Origin of the sequence: Xanthomonas campestris pv. phormiicola, assembly GCA_025666215.1 — a bacterium.
Lineage (GTDB): Bacteria > Pseudomonadota > Gammaproteobacteria > Xanthomonadales > Xanthomonadaceae > Xanthomonas_A > Xanthomonas_A campestris_A.
On sequence record CP102593.1, the window covers coordinates 489,827 to 514,050 of the forward strand.

At 67.1% G+C, this 24,224-nt stretch carries 21 protein-coding genes; 11 read left to right on the forward strand and 10 right to left on the reverse strand.

All coding sequences use genetic code 11. The features are described 5' to 3' along the window. Nucleotides 1–42 precede the first annotated feature (42 nt). Nucleotides 43–2,193 (reverse strand): ferric-rhodotorulic acid/ferric-coprogen receptor FhuE, encoded by a 2,151-nt coding sequence (gene fhuE, locus NRY95_01980; protein ID UYC16776.1) that lies wholly within the window; start codon nt 2,191–2,193, stop codon nt 43–45. 638 nt (nt 2,194–2,831) lie between these two features. On the opposite strand from fhuE, the gene NRY95_01985 reads away from it, so the two are divergent. Further along, the gene (locus NRY95_01985; protein ID UYC18468.1) at nt 2,832–3,635 is read left to right on the forward strand and encodes a ThuA domain-containing protein; all 804 of its coding nucleotides are present in this window, start codon (nt 2,832–2,834) and stop codon (nt 3,633–3,635) included. A 347-nt stretch (nt 3,636–3,982) separates the two neighbouring features. Here NRY95_01985 and NRY95_01990 read toward each other — a convergent pair whose 3' ends face one another. Both NRY95_01990 and NRY95_01995 read right to left on the reverse strand, forming a co-directional pair. Further along, the gene (locus NRY95_01990; protein ID UYC16777.1) at nt 3,983–4,564 is read right to left on the reverse strand and encodes a cytochrome b; all 582 of its coding nucleotides are present in this window, start codon (nt 4,562–4,564) and stop codon (nt 3,983–3,985) included. Then, nucleotides 4,561–5,661, reverse strand: a complete 1,101-nt coding sequence (locus NRY95_01995) for a catalase family peroxidase (GenBank protein UYC16778.1) — start codon at nt 5,659–5,661, stop codon at nt 4,561–4,563. Before NRY95_01995 ends, NRY95_01990 begins: the two co-directional genes overlap by 4 nt. A gap of 248 nt (nt 5,662–5,909) precedes the next feature. Between NRY95_01995 and NRY95_02000 the strand changes: the two genes are divergently transcribed. Continuing rightward, nucleotides 5,910–6,425: an RNA polymerase sigma factor gene (locus NRY95_02000; protein ID UYC16779.1), complete on the forward strand. Its 516-nt coding sequence runs from the start codon at nt 5,910–5,912 to the stop codon at nt 6,423–6,425. After that, nucleotides 6,422–7,168, forward strand: coding sequence for an anti-sigma factor (locus NRY95_02005; protein ID UYC16780.1), 747 nt, complete (start codon nt 6,422–6,424; stop codon nt 7,166–7,168). The genes NRY95_02000 and NRY95_02005 overlap by 4 nt, the downstream gene beginning before the upstream one ends. A 321-nt stretch (nt 7,169–7,489) precedes the next feature. On the opposite strand, the gene NRY95_02010 is transcribed toward NRY95_02005, so the two are convergent. The 7 genes from NRY95_02010 to NRY95_02040 form a co-directional block, all read right to left on the reverse strand. Continuing rightward, nucleotides 7,490–8,860, reverse strand: a complete 1,371-nt coding sequence (locus tag NRY95_02010; GenBank protein ID UYC16781.1) for a leucyl aminopeptidase family protein — start codon at nt 8,858–8,860, stop codon at nt 7,490–7,492. A 70-nt stretch (nt 8,861–8,930) separates the two neighbouring features. After that, nucleotides 8,931–9,647 (reverse strand): HAD-IA family hydrolase, encoded by a 717-nt coding sequence (locus NRY95_02015; GenBank protein UYC16782.1) that lies wholly within the window; start codon nt 9,645–9,647, stop codon nt 8,931–8,933. A 129-nt stretch (nt 9,648–9,776) separates the two neighbouring features. Further along, on the reverse strand, nt 9,777–10,898 hold the full coding sequence (locus tag NRY95_02020) for an AI-2E family transporter (protein UYC16783.1): 1,122 nt from the start codon (nt 10,896–10,898) through the stop codon (nt 9,777–9,779). 145 nt (nt 10,899–11,043) lie between these two features. Then, nucleotides 11,044–11,490, reverse strand: a complete 447-nt coding sequence (locus tag NRY95_02025; GenBank protein UYC16784.1) for a hypothetical protein — start codon at nt 11,488–11,490, stop codon at nt 11,044–11,046. Continuing rightward, a complete protein-coding gene (locus NRY95_02030; protein UYC16785.1) occupies nt 11,487–11,972 on the reverse strand; it encodes a phage holin family protein in 486 nt (161 codons plus the stop codon). Before NRY95_02030 ends, NRY95_02025 begins: the two co-directional genes overlap by 4 nt. Before the next feature lie 5 nt (nt 11,973–11,977). Next, on the reverse strand, nt 11,978–12,346 hold the full coding sequence (locus tag NRY95_02035) for a hypothetical protein (GenBank protein UYC16786.1): 369 nt from the start codon (nt 12,344–12,346) through the stop codon (nt 11,978–11,980). Between the two features lie 369 nt (nt 12,347–12,715). Then, the gene (locus tag NRY95_02040; protein UYC16787.1) at nt 12,716–14,161 is read right to left on the reverse strand and encodes a Do family serine endopeptidase; all 1,446 of its coding nucleotides are present in this window, start codon (nt 14,159–14,161) and stop codon (nt 12,716–12,718) included. A 474-nt stretch (nt 14,162–14,635) separates the two neighbouring features. Here NRY95_02040 and NRY95_02045 point away from each other — a divergent pair, with 474 nt between their 5' ends. From NRY95_02045 to NRY95_02080, 8 genes are all read left to right on the forward strand, one after another. Beyond that, nucleotides 14,636–17,908, forward strand: a complete 3,273-nt coding sequence (locus NRY95_02045) for a ribonucleoside-diphosphate reductase (GenBank protein UYC16788.1) — start codon at nt 14,636–14,638, stop codon at nt 17,906–17,908. 193 nt (nt 17,909–18,101) lie between these two features. After that, nucleotides 18,102–18,776: a hypothetical protein gene (locus tag NRY95_02050; GenBank protein ID UYC16789.1), complete on the forward strand. Its 675-nt coding sequence runs from the start codon at nt 18,102–18,104 to the stop codon at nt 18,774–18,776. A 94-nt stretch (nt 18,777–18,870) separates the two neighbouring features. After that, on the forward strand, nt 18,871–19,710 hold the full coding sequence (locus tag NRY95_02055) for an NrdJb (GenBank protein ID UYC16790.1): 840 nt from the start codon (nt 18,871–18,873) through the stop codon (nt 19,708–19,710). 180 nt (nt 19,711–19,890) lie between these two features. Next, a complete protein-coding gene (locus NRY95_02060) occupies nt 19,891–20,178 on the forward strand; it encodes a hypothetical protein (protein UYC16791.1) in 288 nt (95 codons plus the stop codon). A gap of 666 nt (nt 20,179–20,844) precedes the next feature. Further along, a complete protein-coding gene (locus NRY95_02065) occupies nt 20,845–20,997 on the forward strand; it encodes a type I toxin-antitoxin system SymE family toxin (protein ID UYC16792.1) in 153 nt (50 codons plus the stop codon). Between the two features lie 1,411 nt (nt 20,998–22,408). After that, entirely contained in the window at nt 22,409–22,597 is a 189-nt protein-coding gene (locus tag NRY95_02070; protein UYC16793.1) for a hypothetical protein, read from the forward strand. Nucleotides 22,598–22,696: 99 nt separating this feature from the next. Beyond that, nucleotides 22,697–23,104: a M23 family metallopeptidase gene (locus NRY95_02075; GenBank protein UYC16794.1), complete on the forward strand. Its 408-nt coding sequence runs from the start codon at nt 22,697–22,699 to the stop codon at nt 23,102–23,104. Nucleotides 23,105–23,433: 329 nt separating this feature from the next. Then, entirely contained in the window at nt 23,434–24,183 is a 750-nt protein-coding gene (locus NRY95_02080; GenBank protein UYC16795.1) for a hypothetical protein, read from the forward strand. Nucleotides 24,184–24,224 lie beyond the last annotated feature (41 nt).

Sequence of the window (24,224 nt, forward strand, 5' to 3'; positions counted from 1 at the left end):
AACCAGGCCCGTCCGGCGCAGCGCGCCGGACGGGACGACGGATCAGAACGACCAGGTGAAGCTCAGCGCGCCGCTGCGCGGTTCGCCCCAGGCGCCGTAGCCGTAGATCTGCGCGTAGTACTTCTTGTCCAGCAGGTTGTTGAGGTTGGCCTGCACCGTGAATTCGTCGGACAGGCGGTAGCGCGCGAACGCGCTGACCAGCGCATAGGCGTCCTGCTCGAAGCGGCCGTAGGGCGCATCGACGTAGTAGATGCGGTTCTGCCAGTTGACGCCGCCGCCGAAGGTCAGCTCGGTGAGGCGGCGCGGGGTGTAGCTGGTGTAGAGCTTGAGCGTGGTCTGCGGCAGCTGCGCGTTGATGTCCGCACCGCCGGCATCCTTGGCGACGTAGCGCGAGGCGCCGAAGGTGCCGTTCCAGCCCGGCGCCAGTTCGCCGTTCACCTCGAACTCGAAGCCGCGGCTGACCGTGCCCTGCGCCGCGACGTAGGCCGTCTCGGTGGTGCCCTGGACGAACTCGGTGGTCGCCTGCGCGACGTTGTCCTGTTCGATGCGGAACACCGACAGCGAGGCGTTGAGGCGGTTGTCGAACCAGGCGGCCTTGACCCCGGCCTCGTAGCTCTTGCCGATCACCGGATCCAGGTAGGCGCCGCTGCGGGTGCGCGACGTCTGCGGCTGGAAGATGTCGGTGTAGCTGGCGTAGGCCGACCACACCTCGTCGATCGTGTAGACCAGTCCGGCGTACGGCGTGGTTTCCTTCTGCCGGCTGCTGTAGGGCACGCCGCTTTCGGCGCCGTCCACCTTCCAGTCGGTGTAGCGCGCGCCGACGATCAGCTTCAGCGGATCGGCCAGCGAGAAGCGCGCGGCCGCATAGCCGGCCTTCTGGGTGACGGTGCCGCGGCTGAACTCGGTCAGCGCCGACCAGGCCGGCTCCGGATAGTTGCCGGTCCAGTTCAGATAGCTGGCCATCGGCGCCGGGAAATCGAACGCGCCGTCGTTGACGTAGCGGCGGCGGTTGTAGCTGACCCCGGCCATCAGTTCGTGCTCGCGCCCGAACAGCTGCAACGGGCCTTCGGCATAGCCGTCCAGGCCATCGACCTTGCGCTCGGTGACGTAGTAGCCGGAGTAGGGCACCACGCCGGCGCCGGTGTTCTTGTCGAAGCCGTAGATCGTGTAATACGGGTAGAACAGCTTGTCGGTGACGTTGGTCTGGTCGTGGGTGGCGTTGGCCTTGAGTTTCCAGCCGCTGGCGAAATCGTGCTGCAGCGTGGCGAAGGCGCGCTTGGTGGTGGTGTCCCAGAACGTCCAGTCGGCGGCCGGGTTGAACGAGCGCGCATAGTCGGTGCGGCTGCCGTCGGAATACCACAGCGGGAAGCCGCCCCAGGTGACGTCGTCGGACTGCTTCTTCTGGTAGTCGTAGCCCACGCTCAGCTGGGTGTCCGGGGTCAGGTCGGCGTCGATCACCGCATAGCCCAGGGTCTTGTTCTGGCGGTAGCGGTCCACGTACGAGTCGGTATCCAGGTAGCTGCCGATCACCCGCGCGCGCACCGTGCCGCTGGCGTTGAGCGGGGTGCTGACGTCCACCGTCGAGCGGGTCCTGCCCCAGCTGCCGGCGGTGACCTGCACGCTGCCGGTCAGCTCGGCGCTGTCGGCGTGCTTGCGGATCAGGTTGACCGAGGCCGACGGGTTGCCCGCGCCGGTCATCAGCCCGGTGGCGCCACGCACCACTTCCACGCGGTCGTACAGGGCCAGGTCCAGCGCCGAGTCGCCGTAGCTCCAGTTCTGCACCATCGTGGTCGGGATGCCGTCGAACTGGTAGTTGTCGATGTAGAAGCCGCGCGCGTAGAACTCGAAGCGCTCGCTGTCCGAGCGGGTGTTGGACACGCCGGTGGTGTTCTCCAGCACGTCGATGATGTCGTCCAGGCCCTGATCCTCGATGCGCTGGTGGCTGATGATGCTCACCGACTGCGGGATCTCGCGCGGCGCCAGTTCGAAGCGGGTGCCGGCGGTGGTCTTGCGCACGCTGTAGCCTTCGGCGCGCTCACCCTTGACGCTGACCTTGTCCAGGGTGGTGACGTCGCTATCGGCGGCGCTGTCGGCGGCCGCTTCGGCGGCGAAGGCCGGCACGCTGGCGAGCAGGCAGGCCATGGCCAGGGCGCAGCGGCGCGGGAAACGGCGGGGAGGGAGGAAACGGGTCATTGCAGGGCTCCGTGGCAAGCAGGCATGGCCATCGACGGCGCTGCACGAAGCGCCGCAGGACGGTCGGGTTTGGCTGCTGGCTTGGAGCGGGACGCCCGGCGTGCGCAGGGCAGGCCTGTGCGCGGGACGTCGGCACCTGGCTGGCGCTGTCGATGCGACCGGCTGCCGCGGGAAGGGCGGCCTGCGCAGGGACGGGTGTTTCGGGAAACGGGCGGGGTGACCTGGCGATCAAGGCGCGCCCACGGTGGCAAGTGTAACGGTGTCGGATCGGCGCGGCCATGTCGGCGCGGCCATGGTGCGCGCAGGCCCTGGCGTTTTTTTGCGCGGGAGGATGGGGGCGCGCTGGGGCGATGCAGGCCGCCGCAAGTGGCCCGCCGGCGAGGGCTGCGGCGGACACGCCCGCCGCGCGCTGGCCATCGGTATGCCGGAAGCGCAGGCGCCTATGAAATTGTGCGTGCCCGCGTGGTCGCGCTGTCGCCAGTGACTATGCTGTCCGCAATCGGATCCAGCGACGCGCCAGGCCGGGAGTGCCCGGGATGGAGCGTCTGCGGACGGCGGTGCGATGCCGCCCACCGCCACCCTCTCGAATCCCGATGGAGGCGCCCGGATCGATGGACAGGAGGAGTTGCATGAAGTGGATGCGCGCAGTGTTGTGCGGATGGTCGTTGCTGCTGGCCTGGTCGCTGCCGGCCGGCGCCGCGCTGGCCGCCGACGGGCAGTTCAAGGTGCTGGTCGCGGCGATTCCCAACAAGTACCACCACGACTACATCCCGGTGGCCAAGCCGCGGTTCGAGGCGCTGGCGCGACAGCACTACTTCGAGCTGGTGTGGGCCTGGAATGCCGAGGCCTTCGATGGCGACCTGTCGCAGTACGCGGCCATCGTGCTGCTCAATACGCCGGCCACCGACCTCAATCCTGCGCAGCGCGCCAATTTCCAGAAGTACGTGCGCGGCGGTGGCGGCGTGGTCGCGGTGCACAAGGCGTTCGCGATCGCACGCGGGCAGTGGGACTGGTACGACCGCCTGATCGGCCGCGCGTTCCGCACCCATCCGTACCTGCAGACCGCGATGGTCGATGTGGTCGACCACAACTTCCCCGCTACCGCCGGCCTGCCGCAGCGCTGGCTGTGGTCGGACGAGTGGTACGAATACGATCCGCCGTACAGCGACGACCTGGTCACGCTGCTGACGGTGGACGAATCCAGCTACGACCCCACGCTGATCTGGCCCGGCCAGGTCGCCAAGGGCATGGGCAAGCCGCACCCGGTGGCCTGGTACCACCGCTTCGAAGGCGCACGCGTGTTCGTCACCGCCCTCGGCCACCAGGCCGAGGCCTACAACGATCCGCGCTACCTCGAACACCTGTACGGCGGCATTTACTGGGCCGCCACCGGCCATGGCATCGCCAACGATCCGGCCGCGGCCGCGCCGCCCTCGCGCTGAATCCGCTTTGCACGCCGCGCCCAACCAACACACACCGCACGCTTTTGCAGGCGACTTCAGCCGCGACAGGAGCCAAACCGTCGCCGGCAACCTGTCGGGGCCGAAGCCCCTCCTACCGAAGCGCCTCGCCAGCGCGTCGCCCGCTTTTTGTGGGAGCGACTTCAGGGCACCTCTAACAACCCCAAAAACTCGGCTAAAACGCTCGCAAGTCATTGATGCGCATAGCGCGGAATTTTTGGAATCGAGGTTATTAGAGGTGCCCTTCAGTCGCGACGGGCGTTACCGACAACGCCCGCCGCGACCGATGGCCCAGTCCACCATGGCCCGCGAACAGCAGCGAGCAACCCCTAGACCTGCTCCCGCCGCAGCGCCGGCTCCACCACCGGCGCCGCACCACCCCGCGCCATGCTCGAAAATACCCCATCGCGGCGCACCCAGGCATGGAACAGCGCCGCGCACAGATGCCCCAGCACCGTGGCGAACAGCAGGTAAGCCAGCCAGCCATGCGCGCTGCGCAGCCAGGCGTACAGCGCCGGGCTGTGCGGCGCGATCGGCGGCAGTTGCGCGCCCGGCCACAGCACGACCGGATAGCCGCCGGCCGACAGCATCGACCAGCCGAGCAGCGGCATCGCCAGCATCAGCGCGTACAGCAGCCAGTGCGAGGCCAGCGCCGCCGTCTTCTGCCACCACGGCAGGTCCGCCGGCAGCGGCGGCGGCCGCTGGCGCAGGCGGTTGCCCAGGCGCACGATCGCCAGCAACAGAATCGCGATGCCCAGCGGGCGGTGCAGGTCGAGCAGCCACGGCCGCTGCGACACCGAGGCGACCATGCCCACGCCGACGAACAGCATGGTCAGGAGCATCGCCGCCATCAGCCAGTGCAGCACGCGGGCGGTCAGGTTGAAATGCCCGGAGGCGTTCGCGCGGCTCATTGCGCACCCCCATGCGCCTGGCCGGTCGCCTCGGGCGCTTGGCCGCGGCCGATCTCGCGCTCGCGGCGGTTGAACGACTGCGAATACACCGCCGAGCGCGCGGCCAGGATCGGATCGTCCGAACCGGCGATGCCATGCGGCAGGATCAGCGGGTCGTAGTTGAGATCGCGGCACGGGCCGCTGGCCTGCGGCTCGGCGTGGTCGAGCACCAGCGTGCCGGCGACCACCTGTTGCCGGTCCTGCGGCCAGGGTTGCGACGGATCGTTCACCGGATCGCCGGGCGCGGCCACGGTCAGCACCAGGTCCCAGCGCAGCGGTCCTTGCGCCAGCCGCGCCTGCAGGTCCTCGCCGAGGAAGTCGGCATCGGCCTGCGCGCGCTGCGCCGCGGACAGTTCCTTGAACGCGGTCTGCGGCCGCATCGACCAGCGCACGAAACGGCTGCTGCCGTCGGCGGCGATGAAGCGGAAGCTGTTGACCCCGTTGTACTGCGTGTTGGCCCAACTGTCCGACCACGGCGCGGTCTTGACCCACTCCTGGAACTTCTTCGCTTCCGGATAGCGCTGCGCGAACGCGGCCAGCTTCGCCGGGTCCGGCTTGCCGGTGGCCGGGTCCGGCTGCGCGGCCAGGGTCTGCGCCATGAAGCCCTCCGGCGTGGCCACCACGAAGAACGGGAAACTGTTCATCGCCGTGCGCCACTGCTGGCCGTCGTCGCTGCGCAGCAGCAGCGCCATGCTGCGCACCCGCGCGCTGGCATCGGCGCCGTGCGGATCGCCGCCGCCGATCGACATCCGCCCCAGCACCGGCACCGATGCCTGGGTGAACACCCGCGCCGCGGACAGCGCGCGCGCCTGGCCGTTGCCTTCGAAGTGGCCGCTCACGCACATGCCCTTGCTGTGCGCGCGGCGGAAGCCCGGATGCGGCGGGCCGCCGGCTTCGATGGCATCGGTCATGCGCTGCGCGGTCAGCCGCTGCGGCCCGCCCAGCCAGCCCGCGCTCCAGGCGAAGGCGGCGGCGAGCACGGCGGCGATCGCGGCGATGCCGGCCAGCGGCAGCCAGGGCCGCGGGCGGGGCGGCGGGGTGGGATCGGGATGGGACATGGGGCGACTCCTGTGGCGGCGGCGATTGGGAGTGGGACGTGCGGCGCCGCGTTCTATTCCCGGCGCAGGCGCTGGTTCGGGGTTTGCGTTGCGTTTTTCGCCGGCAGCGGTTCCTTGCGGCCCGGCAGGCGGCACAATCGCGTGCCAGCCGCCCGGACAGGCGGCTCGCCCAGGCCAGGGAATAATCCGCCTTGCCGTGCGTCCTACCCGTGATTGCCCCTTCCCGAGCGCTGCACGCGACCCTGCCCATGGACGAACTCGACGACGACGCCCTGCGTGCGCTCATGCCCCGATTGCGGCGCTTTGCCCAGTCGCTGAGCGGCGATGCGGCCAGTGCCGACGACCTGGTGCAGGCGGCGCTGGAGCGCGCGCTGCGGCACTGGTCCACGCGCCGCGATGCCGATGCGCTGCAGCCGTGGCTGTTCGCGATCGTGTACCGGCAGTTCGTCGACGCGCGCCGGCGCGCGCAGCGCTGGCAGCGGGTGCTGGCCCTGTTCGCGCCGCAGCAGCCGACCCAGGTGCCGTCCGCCGAGCAGGTGCACGACGGCCGCGCGATGCTGGCCGCGTTCGCGCAACTGCCGGCCGCACAACGCGCGCTGCTGTTGCTGGTCAGCGTCGAAGGCTTCAGCTATCGCGACGCCGCCGCCGCGCTGGACCTGCCGATCGGCACGGTGATGTCGCGGCTGTCGCGCGCCCGCGAGAAACTGCGCCAGATAGGCGAAGGCCGCAGCGCCGGCGGCCCTGCCTTGCGAGTGCTCAAATGACCGTGCTGCGCCCCGACGACCAAACCCTGCACGCCTATGTCGATGGCCGCCTGGATCCTGCGCAGCGCGCGCAGGTCGGCGCATGGCTGCAGGCCAATCCCGCGCAAGCCGCGCGCGTGGCCGGCTGGAAACAGGACGCCGACGCGCTGCGCGCGGCCTGGGCCGGCGCCGAGGCGATGCCGGCCAACCCCGCATTGACCGTGCCGGCCCTGCGCCGCCGCGTGCGCCAGCGGCGCCGCACGCTGGCCGCCATGGCCGCCAGCTGCGTGCTGATGCTGGGCCTGGGCACCGGGCTGGGCTGGCAGTTGCGCGACAGCCGCCTCGGCGGCGAGCGCCTGCCGATGGCCGATGCGGTAGCGGCGTATCGCCTGTTCGCCGACGGCGAGCAGCCGCTGGAATTCGACCCGGCGCGGCGGGTCGCCTTGCAGGGCTGGTTGCGCCGCCATTTCGGCGCCGCCGGCGCGGTGCCGGACCTGCAGGCGCAGGGCTTCGCGCTGCGCGGCGGGCGCCTGCTGTCCACCCCCGAGGGCGCCGCGGCGATGCTGGTCTACCAGGACGCCAATGGTGCGCGCATCGGCCTGTACCTGCGCCCGCGCAGCGCCCGCCTCGGCGACGGCGAGCGCCGCGACGGCCGCCTGCTGGCGCAATACTGGTCCGAAGGCGACACCGCCTTCGCCCTTGTCGGCCCGGCCACGCAGACCCGCATGCGCCAGATCGCCCCGTTGCTGCGCGGGCAGGGCTGAGCCAGCAGAAGGCGAAGGCGTCGGGACTGAAGTCCCTCCCACAACGCACCCGGCAAGCAAATCGCAAGTTCCCTGCGGGAGCGACTTCAGTCGCGACGAGCGAAGCGATGGAGGTGGCGCGACCGGATCGCGCCGGGACTGAAGTCCCTCCCACAGTGCACCCGGCGGGCAGGTCGCAAGTCCCCTGCAGGAGCGGTTTCAACCGCGACGAACGACGCCGGGAACCCCGGCAGCTTCGAGCGTCTGTCGGCGCCGAAGCACGCCTGCAACGAGCGCTCCGGCAACCTCAGCCACGCCTGCGGGACGACACCCCGCCAAACCCTACCCGGCGTAGCGCGCCTTCAGCATCGCGTAGGCCGAGCGCAGCGCCAGCGCTTCGCCGCCGGCCGGGCGGCCGGGGCGGTCGCTGTCGTTCCAGGCGTACACGTCCAGGTGCGCCCAGGCCTGCCGCGCCGGCACGAAGCGCTCCAGGTACAGCGCCGCGGTCACCGCACCGGCCATGCGCGAGCCGGCATTGGCCAGGTCGGCGATCGAGCTGGTCAGGTAGCGCAGGTAGGGGCGCCACAGCGGCATGCGCCACACCGGGTCGCGGCTGCGTTCGCCGGCGGCAATCCAGGCCTGCGCCAGCGCGTCGTCGTTGCAGAACAGCGCCGGCAGGTCCGGGCCCAGCGCGACCCGCGCCGCGCCGGTCAGCGTGGCGAAATCCAGGATCGCGTCCGGCGCCTGTTCGCTGGCATAGGTCAGCGCGTCGCACAGCACCAGCCGGCCTTCGGCATCGGTGTTGTCGATCTCCACGCTGATGCCCTGGCGGGTGGCGATCACGTCGCCGGGGCGGAACGCGTCCGGGCCGACCGCGTTCTCCACCGCCGCGAGCAGCACGGTCAGCCGCAGCGGCAGCCGCTGCGCCATCACCAGCCCGGCCAGCGCCAGCGCATGCGCCGCGCCGCCCATGTCCTTCTTCATGTGGCGCATGCCGTCGGCCGGCTTCAGGTCCAGCCCGCCGGTGTCGAAGCACACGCCCTTGCCGACCAGCGCCACATGCGGGTGCGCGTCCTCGCCCCAGCGCAGCACGATCAGCCGCGGCGCGCGGTGCGAGGCGCGGCCGACCGCGTGGATCGCCGGGAAATTGCGCAGCAGCAACTCCTCGCCGACGATGCTTTCGCACTGCGCGCCATGCGCGTCGGCGATCGCGCGCGCCGCCGCTTCCAGGTGGTCAGGCCCCATGTCCTCGGCCGGCGTGTTGACCCAGTCGCGCACGCGCACGCACGCCTCCAGCTGGTCGCGCACCTCCGCGCTCGGCGTGGCCAGCAGCTGCGCCGGCAGCCGCGTCGGCTGCTTGTAGCGGGCGAAGCGGTAGCTGCCCAGGCCCCAGCCCAGCTGCAGCGCGGCCTGCTCGTCCTCGTTCAGCGCAGTGGCCAGCCGCCAGCGGCTGCCGGCCGGCAGCGCGTACGGTGCGTGCGCGTACGCATGGGCATCGCCGCGGTCGCCCACGCCCAGCACCGCCGCGGCCACGCCGTCCGCGCCGGGCAGCAACAACATCGTGCCGGGGGCGGCCACGAACTGCTGCGCATCCAGCCACCCCACCCAGGCCGGCGCCTGCGCGGCGCGCCATTCGGCCAGGCGTTCGCGGTCCAGCACATGCAGCGGCAGCGCATGGGGGGAGGCATCGGTGAAGCCGGAAGGCAGGGACATCAGCGGGTCCTTGTGGGTCGGGCGCGGCCGGCGGCAGGCGCGGCCAGGGCAAAAAGGCAGTGGGCAGCGCTCATGCGCGCGCGCCGCCGGCCGGCTGGGTGGCGTCCAGCCAGTCGGCCAGGCCGGTGAGGGTGTCGAAGTGCAGGTCCGGCGGCGTCGGCGGATGCCAGGCCTGCGCCTCGCGGTTGATCCAGCAGCCGCGCAGCCCGGCCTGCATCGCGCCGACCACGTCCATCTCGATGTGGTCGCCGACGTGCAGCACCTGCGCGCAGGGCAGCCCCAGCCGCGCGCAGGCGGCGTGGAAGATGCTCGGGTCCGGCTTGGCCGCGCCGTGTTCGCGCGCGCTGAGCTGGAATGCGAAATGCGGCGCCAGGCCGATCGTGCCCAGGTCGGCGTTGCCGTTGCTCAGCGCCGCCACCGGCACGCGCGCGGCGATCCGCTGCAGCGCGGCGATGCTGTCCGGGTAGCACTCCACCTGGTTGCGCGCGGCATAGAACACCGCGAACGCCGGCTCCACCAGCGCCTCGTCGCCACCGCTGTCGCGCAGCGCGCGGCGCAGGGTCAGGCGCCGCATCTCGCTCAGGTCGTGGACCAGGTGTGGATGCGCGGCGAACACCTCGTCGCGCAGCTGGCGCATCGCCGCGATCGGGAACCGCTCGGCGGTGCGCGGACTGTGCTGCAGCAGCCAGTCGTGCAGCACCTGTTCGATGCGCGCGCCGATCGGCGCGAACGGCCACAGCGTGTCGTCCAGGTCCAGCGTGATGGCGCGAACGGGGAAGGAAGGCAAGGAAGTCACTCGCAACATTTTACGCCAACCGACAGTGCCGGCTCCTGCCAACAGGAGACACACGTGCCGGCCCCGGCGCCGCATCGATCGCTTTTCCGAGTCCCCAGTCCCCAGTCCCCAGTCCCGGCTTCATTCCAGCAACCTGGCCCAGCGCTGCATGCCGTCCACCCGCGCCAGCACCATCTTGATGCACACCAGCAGCGGCACCGCCAGCAGCAGCCCGATCATGCCCCACAGCCAGCCGAACAGCATCAGCGCCAGGATCAGCATCAGCGGCGAGATCGCCATGCGCCGGCCGAGCACGATCGGCGTCACCACCTGGCCTTCGAGCATGTGCAGCGCCAGGTACAGGATCGCCGGCAGCGCCGCGCTCAGCGGATCGCGGAATTCGACGAAGCCCATCAGCAGCATCAGGATCGCGCCGATCAGCGGGCCCACGTACGGGGCGAAATTCAACAGCGCCACCACCGTGCCCCACAGCAGCGCTTCCTGCAGCGGAATCTTCAGCAGCACCAGCATGCCGGCGAAGATCAGTCCGACCAGGGTGTTGATGATGCTGATGGTCAGCACGTAGCGCGAGACCTCGCGCTCGATCGAACGCAGGATGTCGGTGGTGAATTTCTGCTGCTGGCGGTTCGGCAGCAGCGCGATCGCATGCCGCTGCAGGTTCTCGCCGAAGACCATGAAGAAGAACGTCAGCAGCACCACCGCCAGCGCCGAGGCGGCCAGCCGCGGGGTCCGCACCAGCGCCTTGTACGGATCGTCCAGCTGGGTGCGGATCACCTGCACGCGGCGCCCGTTCTCGCCGCCGGCGGCGCGCGCGAAATTCTCCGCCGCCTGGTTGGCCTGCTGCATCGGCTTGGTCAGGTCGCGCACCTGGGTGGCGATGTGGCGCATCTGCCCGGGCGCCTGCTGCACCCACTCGGCAGCCGGCCCGGCCAGCTGCATGGTCAGGGTCGCGGCCACCGCCATGCCCGACAGCAACACCAGCAGCGCGCCGAGGAAGCGCGGCACGTACAGCCGCCGCAGCCCGCGCAGGATCGGGTTGCCGACCAGGGCGAAGAACGCGGCCAGCAGCACCGGCAGGATCACCTCCTGCGCCGCCCACAAGGTGTAGCCCACGGCCAGCGTCGCCAGCACCACCAACGACACCGGTCCGCGCGGGCGCGGTGCGGGCGGTGGCGGGAGGGCGTCCTCGGGGGGCGGTGCCACGTCGCCGGCGTCGGCCACGGATTCGAACAGAGTGCTCATCGGACCTGCGCTGCGTACGGTGGCCCGGGCACGTGTCCTGCGGACACGCACCTTTCGGCGCGAAAAGGGGAAGCGGAGTGTAGGCCGATCCTGGCCTGCGCGGTATGAAGGCGGTGTGGCGACCGCAGCGGGTCGCCGGTGCTGCTCAGCGTTCGGACACGTCCGTGGCCGCTTCGGCTGCGCGCGGCGGTGCGGCGGACGGCGCATCGACCGGTGCAGTGGCCACGGCGGGCGCAGCCGGCTGCCGCCGCGGCGCGCCTGCGGCCGCGGGTGCCTCGACCGCCTGCGCGGTGTCCGCCGCGCGTTCGGCTTGGTCGGAGGCGTCCTTGACCCCGGTCGCGGTCAGCAGGCTGGAGACCGCGCTGAGCATCTGCAGCCAGCGTGCGCCGCCGAGCTTGCCGATCGCCGCCGCCGGCTCGGCGCGTCCGGCCAGGAAGCCGGCCCCCAAGCCCACCGCGACGATGCGCAGCGGCGTCCAGCCTTCGCGCCAGACCCGCTGCAGCGTGGTCCACTGCGTCTGCATCTGCTGCTGGCGGCCTTCCAGCACCGTTTCGGCGCGGGCGATGCGGTGCTGCAGTTGATCGAATTTCATCGGTGCGCCTCGGCTGCCGCGGCCGTGTGGCCGTCGGCCTTTTCGTCGTCGTCGCCACCGATCCCCAGCTTCGCCAGCTGGCGGCGGGTGGCGTCGAGCTTGCTCATCTCGAAATAGCGCAGCGCCTGCCAGGCGCCCAGGGCGGTGACCACCAGACTGAACGCGGCGGTCGCCGAGATCGACGCCAGCCACGACCAGCCCAGCCGCTGCAGCACCGCGATCAGTGCGCCCATCAGCAGCATCCACGCCGACGCGCCGAACGACACCGCGATGGTCAGCCACACCAGCGCGCGCGCCAGCGCCGCGCGCGCCAGGGCCAGATCCGCCACCACCAGCTTGCGCAGCGCGCGGCTGGCTTGCAGCGTGGCGGTCAGGCCCTCGCGGCCGGCCTGGCCGAACTCGCGGAACGATTGCTCCAGCGACGGCTGTTCGGCCTCCGCTGGATCGGGCGCAGCGGCGTCGCGGGCCTGCTCGTCGCTCACGTGGCTTACTTGTCGCTGCTGCGCGCCAGCTTGGCGATGATCCAGCCGGTGGCGAAGGCCACGCCGAACGAGGCCAGCGGGCGCTCGCGGATCAGTTCGGCGGCGCTGTCGATCAGGTCGCGGCCCTTGTCCAGCAGCACATCGACCTGCTCCTTCGCCGCGGCACCGCCGAATTCGGCAGCGGCCAGCCCGGACAGCGCGCTGTCGGACAGCTCGGCCTTGACGTTGGCCTTGCCCAGCTTCAGCTCGTCGCCCGCGGCACCGGCGGCGCCCTTGATCGCTTCGCCGGCGTAGCTGGCGGCCGACTTCAGGTGCGAACCGGCTTCGCTGAGGTTGTCCTTGAGGTTTTCGGTATTGGTGGGATTGGCATTCATCGCGTGTCTCCTGACGGTGGTAGGGGCATACCTGCGCACGGCAGGCGGTTCGCGGATCGCGATCCAGAGAAATAGCACCGACGCGGTGTAGAGCTTGTTAGGTCCGGACGCCGCGCGTACATCCCGATGGACCGGCATTATGGCCAACTGCGGGCCGCGCCGCGCGCGCCGAGCAGATGCGTGCCTTGTGCAGGAGCGGCTGCAGCCGCGACGAGCGGAGCCGAAGCAACCGGTCGCGGCTGAAGCCCCTCGCACCGTGCACCCGGCCAGGCGCCCACACGCCTTTTGTGGGAGCGACTTCAGTCGCGACAAACGAAGCCGCCGGCCCGGCCGAGCCCGGACCCGTTCCGCACCGCCCTCACCCCCGCCTCACTGCATCAACAAATCCGCCTGCGCGCCGCCGCGGATCACCCGCAGCACCAGCTGCGCCGGCTTGCGTGCGAAATTGGCGCGGTAGCTGGCCAGGTCGGCGAACTCGCCGGTGGACGCGGCCACCACGATGTCGCCGCCGGCCAGGCCGTTGCGCGCGGCGCGACTGCCGCGCGCCACGGTGCCGACCAGCACCCCGTTGATGCCGGACTGGCGCAGCGACTCGGGCAGGTCGGTGAAGGTGGCGCCGCCCAGCCGCGGGTCCAGCGATTCGCCGCTCACCGCACGCGGCTGTTCCTTCAGCATGGCCTTGAGTTGCAGCGGCTTGCCGTCGCGGCGCACGTCCAGCGTCACCGTGCTGCCCACCGGCTGCAGGCCTTCGTAGTTGTGCAGCGCCTCGGCGCTGTCCAGGCGCTCGCCGTTGGCGCCGACCACCACGTCGCCGGGCTGCAGGCCGGCCGCGGCCGCCGCCGAGCCGGTCAGCACCCGCGTCACCAGCGCGCCGCGCGGCGCGTCCAGGCCCAGGCCCTGCGCCATCTGCGCGGTCAGGTTCTGGGTCTCGATGCCGAAGGTGCCGCGGATCATCACCCCATTGTTCTTCAGCAACTGCTCGACCACCGCCCGCGCCAGGTTCGACGGGATCGCCAGGCCCAGGCCGATGTTGCCGGCCATGCTGCCCTGCGGATTGAAGCTGGCGGTGTTGATGCCGACCAGTTCGCCGTGCAGGTCCACCAGCGCGCCGCCGGAGTTGCCCGGGTTGATCGAGGCGTCGGTCTGGATGAAGTTCTGGTAGCCCAGGCCGCGGATGCCGTTGCGGCCCATCGCCGAGACGATGCCCGAGGTCACCGTCTGGGTGAAGCCGAACGGGTTGCCGATCGCCACCACGAAATCGCCCACGCGCAGCTTGCTGCTGTCGCCCAGGCGGATCTCGGTGAGCTTGTCGGCCTTGATCCGGATCAGTGCCACGTCGGTGTCCGCGTCCGAGCCCATGAACTCGGCCTTGAAGCTGCGCCCGTCGGCCAGGGTCACCTGCACGTCGTCGGCGTTCTCCACCACGTGGTGGTTGGTCAGCACGTAGCCGTTCTTGGCGTCGATGATCACGCCCGAACCCAGCGACTCGTTGATCCGCTCCTGCGGGATGTCCGGAAACAGGCGGCGGAAGAACGGGTCGTTGAAGTACGGATTGCGCACCCGCACCACCTGCTTGGTGTTGATGCTGACCACCGCCGGCATGGTCTGCTGCAGCATCGGCGCCAGCGACGGCAGCGGCTGGCCGGCCACCGAGGCCGGCAAGGCCGCGCTGCCGGCCACCGTCTGCGCCACCGGCGCGGCGGGGGCGGGCGCGGCCTCGGCGCGATTGTCCAGGTGCGCGTTGATCGCGGTGGCGGCGAAACCGCCGAAGGCAGCGGCGGCGGTCAGGGTCAGCAACGTGGGCAGCGGTCGCATGGGTCGGGTTCCGGATGACAGCGGCGGGAGACGCAAGGCAGATGGGCGCCGGGGCGTATAAATCAAGATGAACGCGCGGCGTTTAACCGCCAGTGAAAGCCCGTCGCAGGCCAAATCCGCAGCGGCGTACGGAGGCGCCGAACCACCGGGTGTCGGCGTTGACAGCCGGGTCGCCCAGGGTTAGCTTGGACACTGGGTTTTGCCACTACATGTAGCGGTAGGACGTCAAAGCAACCCAACTACTGGGGTTTTCACTGGGGTCCACACCCCAGGGGGCGCACGCAGTGACGCATGGCGTGAACGTGAGACGGGCGGGCGAACGCCCTACGCATTCCCATTCGGCCGAAGGGCGCCGCCGCGCGCGCTGCCGCGGCTGTCGTCGTCGCGCAGCGCAAACCGCATACAAATGAGAAACGCGGCGGACGGCCACCCCCATCCGCCCCATCGGGACAGGTTCGAGGAGAACACAACAGAATGAGCACGGTGCGCCTGGAAGTCGTCCAGACCGAGTCCAAGCAGAACCCCATCCCGATGCAGCCTGCGTCGCAGGATATCTGGGACAAGAAGTACCGCCTGAAGACCAAGCAGGGCGAGCCGCTGGATGCCGACATCGACGGCACCTACCAGCGCGTGGCGCGCGCGCTGGCCGATGCCGAGGCCACCGAGGAAAAGCGCGCCTACTGGTTCGAGCGCTTCGCCTGGGCGCTGCGCCGCGGCGCGATCCCGGCCGGACGCATCACCTCCAACGCCGGCGCGCTGGAACACAAGCCGGCCACCAGCACCATCAACTGCACCGTGTCGGGCACCGTCACCGACTCGATGGACGGCATCCTGGAGAAGGTCCACGAAGCCGGACTGACCCTCAAGGCCGGCTGCGGCATCGGCTACGAGTTCAGCACGCTGCGCCCGCGCGGCGCGTTCGTGGCCGGTGCCGGCGCCTACACCTCCGGGCCGATGTCGTTCATGGATATCTTCGACAAGATGTGCTTCACCGTGTCCTCGGCCGGCGGCCGCCGCGGCGCGCAGATGGGCACCTTCGACGTGTCGCACCCGGATGTGAAGGACTTCATCCGCGCCAAGCGCGAGGACGGGCGCCTGCGCCAGTTCAACCTGTCGCTGCTGATCACCGACGGCTTCATGCAGGCGGTGGAGAGCGACGCCGACTGGCCGCTGGTGTTCCCGGTCAACCGCAAGGAAGAGGCCGACATCGACCTGGCCGACGCCAGCGCCGTGGTCTGGCGCGACTGGCCCACCCACAGCAACTACATCGTGCGCGACGACGGCCTGGTCGCGTGCAAGGTGTACGGGCAGATCCGCGCCCGCCACCTGTGGGACATGATCATGGTCTCCACCTACGACTACGCCGAGCCGGGCTTCATCCTGATCGACCGCGTCAACGAGATGAACAACAACTGGTGGTGCGAGAACATCCGCGCGACGAATCCCTGCGTCACCGCCGATACCTGGGTGCAGACCGCCGAGGGGCCACGCCAGGTCGTCGACCTGCTGGGCACCCAGTTCCTGGCCAGGGTGGATGGCGCCGACCATGTCACCGCAGAGCAGGGCTTCTTCAAAACCGCGCGCAAGGACGTGGTGCGGCTGCAGACGGAGGAAGGCTACGCGCTGCGTCTGACCGAAGACCACCGCGTGCGCCGCGTCGTGCGCCAGACCCGCTGGTCGCTGGACACCGAATGGTGCGCGGCTGGCGCGCTCGTGGCCGGCGATCGCGTGCTGCTCAACAACCACCGCGCCGGCGCCGAGTGGCGTGGTTCGCGCAGCTACGAGGAGGGTTTCCTGCTCGGCATGCTGGTGGGCGACGGCACGCTCAAGCAGGACGCCGCGCTGTTGTCGGTCTGGTCCCAGGCCGCCGCGGTCAATGCGGCCGCGACGGCGCCGGTGGCGCTGATGGACGAAGCCCTGCGCTGCGCGCGCAGTCTGCCGCATCGCGCCGACTTCGCCGGCTGGACCGAAGTGCGCGATCGCGGCGAGTACCGCCTGAAGTCGGCGCCACTGCGCGACCTGGCACTGGAGCTGGGCCTGCGCCCGGGCGACAAGGCAATCACGCCGGCCGTCGAGAAAACCTCCAGCGATTTCCATCGCGGTTTCCTGCGTGGCCTGTTCGACACCGACGGTTCGGTGCAGGGCAGCCAGGACAAGGGTGTCAGCGTGCGCCTGGCGCAGTCCGATCTGGCGCGGCTCGAGGCGGCGCAGCGCATGCTGCTGCGGCTGGGCATCGCCTCGCAGATCTACCGCGAGCGGCGCCCCGCCGGCACCGCGCTGCTCCCTGACGGGCATGGCGGCAAGCGCGCCTACGCCACACAGGCCCAGCACGAACTGGTGATCAGCGGCGACAACCTCGACGCATTCGCGCAGCGGGTGGGCTTCGCCGACACCGCCAAGGCCAACCGCCTGAAGGCGCTGCTGTCCGGCTACCGCCGCCAGCTCAACCGCGAGCGCTTCATTGCGACCGTGCAGTCGGTGCTCGCCGATGGCCACGAAGACGTCTACGACGTGCAGGTGCCCGGCATCAATACCTTCGACGGCAACGGCCTGCACGCGCACAACTGCGGCGAGCAGCCGCTGCCGCCCTACGGCGCCTGCCTGCTCGGCTCGATCAACCTCACCAACTTCGTGCGCGACCCGTTCACCGCGCAGGCGCGCTTCGACTGGGAGGAATACAAGGAAGTGGTGCGCGTGTTCACCCGCATGCTCGACAACGTGGTCGAGGTCAACGGCCTGCCGCTGCAGCAGCAGCGCGACGAGATCCTGCGCAAGCGCCGCCACGGCATGGGCTTCCTCGGCCTGGGCTCGACCATGACCATGCTGCAGATGAAGTACGGCAGCGCCGCCTCCTGCGAGTTCACCGAAGCCATCGCCCGCGAGATGGCCGTGGCCGGCTGGGAAACCGCGCTGACCCTGGCCAAGGAAAAAGGCCCGGCCCCGATCATGCAGGAGACCTTCGCCGTCACCGCCGCGATGCTGCGCCAGCGCCCGGAAATGGCCAAGGACGGCTGGCACGTGGGCCAGCAGATCGAAGGCAAGCGGCTGCACGCCAAGTACAGCCGCTACATGCAGCGCATCGCCGACGTGGCGCCGGAACTGGTGGACGAGCTGGCCGAGGTGGGCGCGCGCTTCACCCACCACAGCTCCATCGCCCCCACCGGCACCATCTCGCTGAGCCTGGCCAACAACGCCTCCAACGGCATCGAGCCCAGCTTCGCGCACCACTACAGCCGCAACGTGATCCGCGAAGGCAAGAAGTCCAAGGAGAAGGTGGACGTGTTCTCCTTCGAGCTGCTGGCCTACCGCCACCTGGTCAACGCCAAGGCGATGCCGTTCGCCGAGGCCGCCGACGCGCAGCTGCCGGACTACTTCATCTCCGCCGACGACATCCACCCCAAGGAACACGTGGACGTGCAGGCCGCGGCGCAGAAGTGGGTGGACAGCTCCATCTCCAAGACCGCCAACGTCCCCACCGACTACCCCTACGAGCAGTTCAAGGACATCTACCGCTACGCCCACCAGCAGGGGTTGAAGGGCTGCACCACGTTCCGCTTCAACCCGGCCGCCTTCCAGGGCGTGCTGGTCAAGGAAGCGGACCTGGAGAACACCACCTACCGCTTCGAACTGGAAGACGGCAGCGTGGTGGAAGTGAAGGGCAACGAGCAGATCGAATACGACGGCGAAATGCACACCGCCGCCAACCTGTTCGACGCCCTGAAAGAAGGGTATTACGGCAAGTTCTGACGGCCGTCTCGCGCGTCCCCCCGCGGCGACGGGGGGCGCCGCGGGGGCGGGAACCCAGGGTGGCCGCGCGCCGGCTTTCCCCAACGCTTCCCTACCGCCCATCGTTTGTCGCCACATCCGGTTCCACGCTTTGCTTCAATCGGTATAGCATCGCCCGCGTTACATAAACACTGACACCCTGAGGAGGGTTTTTATGAGCAACGGTAATGGTGTGACGGCGACGCTGACGCAAGTCGCCGAAAACGTGAAAGAGACTGCCAGCAACGTCGGCGACGCGATCGCCGCCACCGCCAGCGACGCCGTCGCCAGCGTCAAGCAGACCGCCGAGAACGTGCAAAAGCGCGTGCAGGACCAGGTCGCCAAGACCCGCAAGGCGGTCAAGAAGGCCGAGAAGGCCGTCGTCAAGCGCGCCGAGAAGGCCGGCAAGTCGGTGAAGAAGACCGTCGCCAGCGCGCGCAAGAAGCTGGAAGCGGCCAAGGCCAGCGCCCAGTCCGAAGCCGCCGCGCTGAAGAAGGCCGGCAAGAAGACCGCCAAGAAGGCGGCGGCGAAGAAGACGGCCACCAAGAAGGCCGCAGTGAAGAAGGCCCCGGCCAAGAAGGCGGTCGCGAAGAAGGCCGCGCCGAAGAAGGCGGTCAAGAAGGTCGCCGCGAAGAAGGCCGTGGCCAAGAAGTCGGTGGCCGCCAAGAAGACCGCGGTCAAGAAGAGCGTCGCGGTCAAGAAAGCCTCGGCCAAGAAGGCAGTGAAGAAGGTCGCCAAGGCCGTCAAGAAGAGCACCGCCAAGGTCGCCAAGAAGACCGCCGCGGTGAAGAAGACCGCCGTGCGCAAGAGCGCCGGCAAGAAGGCCGCGGCCACCCGCGCCAGGAAGTAAGCCGTCCCACGCTGCACCCTCTCTCCCGTGCGCGGGAGAGAGGCAGCGCGCGCGGGACGCGCGCCCAATACGACACGCACACCAGGAACGCACCATGGCCGTCAAGATCGACAAGAAAATCAAGGGCTACGCCGTCGTCACCGCCGAAGACAAGGCGCGCGAGGCCGCACCGCCCGTGCCCGCCGCGTCGATCGACCGCGCCACCGCCGAGGCCGAGACCCCGGTGGACAACATCATCCACATGCACGAGCGCATCGAGCGCCCGGACGTGCTGATCGGCAGCACCTACAAGATCAAATCGCCGTTGGTGGAACACGCCATGTACGTGACCCTCAACGACATCGTGCTCAACGCCGGCACCGAGCACGAACTGCGCCGCCCGTTCGAGATCTTCGTCAACTCCAAGTCCATGGAACACTTCCAGTGGATCGTGGCGCTGACCCGCATCATGTCCGCCGTGTTCCGCAAGGGCGGCGGCGTCACCTTCCTGGTCGACGAGATGAAGGCCGTGTTCGACCCCAAGGGCGGTTACTTCAAGGCCGGCGGCGTGTACATGCCCTCGCTGGTGGCCGAACTGGGCAGCATCGTCGAAGAACACATGAAGTCCATCGGCCTGCTGCACGACCCGGAGATGAGCGACCACCAGCGCGCGCTGATCAACGAAAAGCGCAAGCAGTACGAAGACCGCTCAAAAAAAAACAGTGAAGTGAAGCCGGCCGTGCCTTCTCCTGCGGGAGAAGGTGCCCGAAGGGCGGATGAGGGTACGGGTTCGAGCGACTCCACCGCCGACCACGAAGAAGACATCGCCGTCACCGGCGACGGCGCGAGTTTCCCGCCGTCGGCCACGATGTGCCACAAGTGCAACACCAAGGCCCTGGTGATCATGGACGGGTGTGCTACTTGTTTGAATTGTGGGTACAGTAAGTGCGGGTGATGATTAGCGAAAGCTTGGGGAATCTACTCGCATTTGTGTATGATCCAGAGCAGTTTCTTGCTCTAGTGCTATTTTAGTGACATATGCTTTCTATGCAATGATCAATTGGTTCGATAGAGAACGCATTTTTTATACGTTTCTTTCAGGTTTTTTGGGGGGTGTATGCGCTGGATTCTGCTTTTGCTTCTGATGATTGCGGGGCAGGTTAATGCTGACGGCTGGAAGTATTTCGGTGGCGCGAAAATTTTGTCGATCACGGAATGGCAGGGGAATGGGCCGGTCTTTATTGAAATGGAATCCGGAACTTACTGCTTCATCCCGTCCGATGAGAAGAACATGATCGCTCTTGTTTATAGCCTCTATGCTAATTCAAAGGCAGTCGATATCTATTGCAACCCTGCAGAATCCACTGTATTCGCTGGAATGACCGGGGATAGGGTGCATCGGATCGCGACCACTCGCCTCTGAAGAACGGACGTCGGGGAGCGAATACCGGCGAATACCACGGGCGGAGTCTGAGGTGTTCCTGCGTTTCATATTGTCAAATCGGCAGCTTACAGGATGTCATGCTGGAAGTGAGAGCGCGCATGGCGCAGTCTTCTACAAAGCATCGTTGATGCCGACAGTGTCAACGAGTAAGAATGAATCGCTGTGTTAAATCACGCAGCCGGGATTGGTCTCCCGCTATCGAGCCGCACCAGCGCCCATCGTCCGATGCTCGGCGCTTTTTTGTTGCCCTGCATTGTGCGAGGCGCGTGCTCGCCAGCTCATGGCGGACGGTACGCGGGGGGCTTCGGCCCCGCCGGTCCTCGGTCCGGTAGACCAACCCGTACCGTCCGCCACCTCGATTGGTCTCGGTGTGGCGGATTCCCTTTCTACCGAGGAATCCCCTATGGCTCGTAAAGCAAGCGTATCCGCAAACACCTCTGTTCCCCGTCCCCGCGCGCGTAGGCCCGCAAACCCGTTCGATGCGTCTGCCAACACGTGACAGATGCTGGGCCTATCGCTTGGCGACCTGAGGTACACGACGCTGTTCAAACCATTGCTCACGAAGACGAACTGCCGCCCAAACGCGCGCCGCGCCCGCGCCAGCCCGCCCAGTGCACTATTGGCTGCACCTGCCACGACGTGCTGGTGGACGGCAGCCGCAGGCAGAGCCAGCGCATTCCCACCTTGCGCCTGAGCGGCCAGCGGCTGGAAGCTTTGGGATTCGTGCCGGGTAGCAAACCGCGTATCGCCATCGTCGATGGGGCGCTGATGATCAAGCCGACGTGGAAAGCATCATAGTTAGTAGTACCTCTTCATTTCCTCGCGCGAGGAAGTGGAGCAGCACTCCAGTCGTTGCGGTACTTTTCCATCTGGTAGAAGTGTCTTAGTGCTTTTGCATGTTCACCAGCATCTCTAGCCAAGAGCAGGTCGCCTGCTGGAAGCATTTGATGGTTGCATAGGCCCTATGTCGTTCAATGCGTTATGCTGAAATGTTGAAGGCGCTCGACTTACCGGTGCCTTCGTTAATAATTTAATGTTCAAATAGTCAAAGAGGGTTGTCTCAGGTGAGAAGGCCATTAATGCGATTGCTTGGCTATGAAGTTACAGTCTTCCTGGTCTGCCTGCTCTGCTATGGGGTTCTCTACCTGAGGGGCATGCCGAACGGCTGGAAGTTCGCGCTCTATGAGCTCGTAATCATCCAGCCGTTCTTGATAATCCCACACTATGTGGCTTGGAGAAGGTTGCGCAGAAGGAAGTAGGTCGCTAGTGGCTAGCGTGGCCCACCGAGCACGTTCTTCGTCGGAAAATCGGCGTCAGAGTAGAATTCCCATTGGTACAAAGCCTGTACTGCTGTCTACAAAGCTTGTTGACGCCTATCTTGTCAAAGAGCAATATTTAGTTGTTGCTTTAAATCACGCAGCCGGGCTTGGCAGCCCGATCACTCATGAAACGCTGGGGTCAGAGTAGAATATCTATAGGACTGGGATTCGCCGCGGGCAGCAAGCCGCACGTTGCCATCGTCGATGATGCGCTGGTGATCACAGCCGCGCCGCAAGCGTAGGACGCTAAGCAATCGCACCGACTGACGGGCTGCGTCAGTCAGCGCTGACCAGGTTCCATCCAGGCTCGCTTCGCGAGACGTGGTGGATGGAATCAACGTGAGCGCTTTAAAGGATCCGTAGCTCGGAAATGCAGACGGCGGCTGGGACTCTTTCCGCGATTGCGATAGGGTTTCCGCTGTGCTAGAAAACCCATCCTGCCGCGCGTTGGATGGTCGTGAAAACACCCTTCGTCCTTTTGTTGGTCGCTAGCGTCCTTTCCTCGTGCGGTTCATGGAAGGCGCCCGATGCGCCAATCTCCGTCGCTTCCGCAGCTGCCGCGGCCGCAGTTGGAACGGTAGAGTACCCCCGGGAGCGACGTGGCGCATGGATGCCTGCCGATCTTGGGTGCCCGGCGGCAGATAGCGAGTCGCTTCTGCTGATCGAGGCAGACATCCTTGGGCAACACGAAAATACCAGCAAGCCGTTGCGTGTAGAAAAGGTAAAACAGCATCCCCGTGATCTGGCGCATACGCTCTACGTATAGCCCTGGGACGGGCGAATGCGAAGGAGAGGATGACGAGACGTTTCTGCTGGATGGGCAGTCCCTGTCTATCAAGAATGAGCGCGCTACAACCACTTATGTCAGATGCAAATGATGGAGTCTGCATATGCCCGAACAACCACGGACGTTCTTGGTCGAACAGTTAGGCCCTCCACGCGGAGCGAATGGCGCTCAGGCGAACGAGGCGGTTGCCGATCTGGATGATGTAACGACGCATCATCCAGGTGCCAATCGTGCCATTCATATGGAAGATGGCCACATCCAGGGTGCGGAAGACCAGCAGCCGACCTATTGAGGTGGTGACAGGGCATACGCCTACATCGATGGCGAGTTCCAGGAGGTAATAGACCAGGCGACCGATCGTTACGGATCGTTGAAGCAAGATCAGGTTCTGATGGTCAAGGACTACATCTTGGAGGGCCCCTCGCCACCGCAAGGAACCAGTGCTCGCGCGATAGGCGTTCCTTCCCCGACCGCGGGCTATGTCAGTCTCGTTAGGGACAGCGGCGGTATGGTCGAGATCATGGATCGGCAAGGGGGCGATGTGATCGCAAGAGTCCGTCATCTCGATCCGGTTTCTGTGCGGCAAGGCGACACTATCGCCTGCGGCGAGTCGCTCGGCACGCAAAGCAACAAGGGGCTTCCTCGCAGCGCTGGCGTGCACATTCACGTCGAAATGGAAACCGCGCATCATCAACAATTTGCGAACTATTTCGATGATCTGAATACTAGCAGGCTTTCTGTCCAGTCCGAATTGCGTGCAAACACTGCGCAGGCAGTCGTTGGTGACGGAACTTTTTAGCCTTGGCCAGTCGAATGAACGGATTCGCGACGTCCAACGTGTCATGGCAGGTGAAGGATATCGTGCCGTGGATGGTGCCGCATTGGTTCAAGACGGTGTGTATCGTCCCAACATGCAGGGCGCCTTGCTCGATTTCCAGAGAGACCACGGTCTGCCGCAGACTGGAATATCGATCCGCCAACGTTGGACCTTGCGCCCCCTTTGCCGTGCCGTGAGCTAGACGGCGATCACGGTCGCCCTGCGTATCAAGCTCCGCTACCACCTGCCGCGCCCGGTCATCCGAATCATCCCGACCATAGGCCCAATCTTCCGGAGCAGCCTGCTCCTGCATGAACCAGCAAAGAAGAAATCACGCCTCAACCGATATGCGCGATAGCCATCATCCGGGCAACCACGACTATCGGAGCGCATTGGGAATAGTCCAAAGATTTGAAGTGACGCATGGAATCGAGAGTGGGACGCACAGCGAGCAATTCGCCGCCGCATTCGCGGTGATGAGCGAGCGCGACAAGTTTAGCGTCCACCACATTGAGAAGGGACAGAGTGGCAACATCGAGGCTGTGCGATGGTTGACGCACTATAACGGTGAAGAGGAGCGTCGTTATGTCGATGTAAGCGCCGCGCTGGCGCTTACGGTCGAACAGCACTCGGCCCAATGGTCGCAACTTGGCTCCGCTCACTACGCGAGCCACGCACAAAACTCCGATCGGACACCGGAGCAGGCTCAAGCGATAAGTCCGCTCTCCGCATCCGACCGAGAAATGTTTGAGAAGTTGCTGGATCGGATTCCTGGGTATATTTCTGATGACGCGTTAGCCGCAGCACTTCATGGTGCGAAGAAGGTCGATATCAACTCTGCCGAAAAAGTGGCGGATGTTAGGTTGGCAGGAGATAAGATGTATGTTGTCGGTACCACCCCAGGATTTCGAGCAGTCGTAGATTTGTCGCAGAGGATTCCTCCTGCGAAAGAGAGCGTTCATCAAACCCAGGTGCTAAACCAGGCGCAGGCGCTGGCGCAACAGCAAGAAGAACAGCAGCGGCAGGCACGTGCCGCAGATAGCAACTGCCGGGCGGTTTGAATGCTTTCCGCTTGATGACGGCTTGGATTCGAACGAGCGGA

Excerpts from the sequence above, each read along its gene's own strand:
- fhuE (UYC16776.1), bottom strand. The coding sequence starts at position 2,193 with ATGACCCGTTTCCTCCCTCCCCGCCGTTTCCCGCGCCGCTGCGCCCTG.
- NRY95_01985 (UYC18468.1), top strand. The coding sequence starts at position 2,832 with ATGCGCGCAGTGTTGTGCGGATGGTCGTTGCTGCTGGCCTGGTCGCTG.
- NRY95_01990 (UYC16777.1), bottom strand. The coding sequence starts at position 4,564 with ATGAGCCGCGCGAACGCCTCCGGGCATTTCAACCTGACCGCCCGCGTG.
- NRY95_01995 (UYC16778.1), bottom strand. The coding sequence starts at position 5,661 with ATGTCCCATCCCGATCCCACCCCGCCGCCCCGCCCGCGGCCCTGGCTG.
- NRY95_02000 (UYC16779.1), top strand. The coding sequence starts at position 5,910 with ATGGACGAACTCGACGACGACGCCCTGCGTGCGCTCATGCCCCGATTG.
- NRY95_02005 (UYC16780.1), top strand. The coding sequence starts at position 6,422 with ATGACCGTGCTGCGCCCCGACGACCAAACCCTGCACGCCTATGTCGAT.
- NRY95_02010 (UYC16781.1), bottom strand. The coding sequence starts at position 8,860 with ATGTCCCTGCCTTCCGGCTTCACCGATGCCTCCCCCCATGCGCTGCCG.
- NRY95_02020 (UYC16783.1), bottom strand. The coding sequence starts at position 10,898 with ATGAGCACTCTGTTCGAATCCGTGGCCGACGCCGGCGACGTGGCACCG.
- NRY95_02025 (UYC16784.1), bottom strand. The coding sequence starts at position 11,490 with ATGAAATTCGATCAACTGCAGCACCGCATCGCCCGCGCCGAAACGGTG.
- NRY95_02035 (UYC16786.1), bottom strand. The coding sequence starts at position 12,346 with ATGAATGCCAATCCCACCAATACCGAAAACCTCAAGGACAACCTCAGC.
- NRY95_02040 (UYC16787.1), bottom strand. The coding sequence starts at position 14,161 with ATGCGACCGCTGCCCACGTTGCTGACCCTGACCGCCGCCGCTGCCTTC.
- NRY95_02045 (UYC16788.1), top strand. The coding sequence starts at position 14,636 with ATGAGCACGGTGCGCCTGGAAGTCGTCCAGACCGAGTCCAAGCAGAAC.
- NRY95_02050 (UYC16789.1), top strand. The coding sequence starts at position 18,102 with ATGAGCAACGGTAATGGTGTGACGGCGACGCTGACGCAAGTCGCCGAA.
- NRY95_02055 (UYC16790.1), top strand. The coding sequence starts at position 18,871 with ATGGCCGTCAAGATCGACAAGAAAATCAAGGGCTACGCCGTCGTCACC.
- NRY95_02070 (UYC16793.1), top strand. The coding sequence starts at position 22,409 with ATGCCCGAACAACCACGGACGTTCTTGGTCGAACAGTTAGGCCCTCCA.
- NRY95_02075 (UYC16794.1), top strand. The coding sequence starts at position 22,697 with ATGGTCAAGGACTACATCTTGGAGGGCCCCTCGCCACCGCAAGGAACC.
- NRY95_02080 (UYC16795.1), top strand. The coding sequence starts at position 23,434 with ATGAACCAGCAAAGAAGAAATCACGCCTCAACCGATATGCGCGATAGC.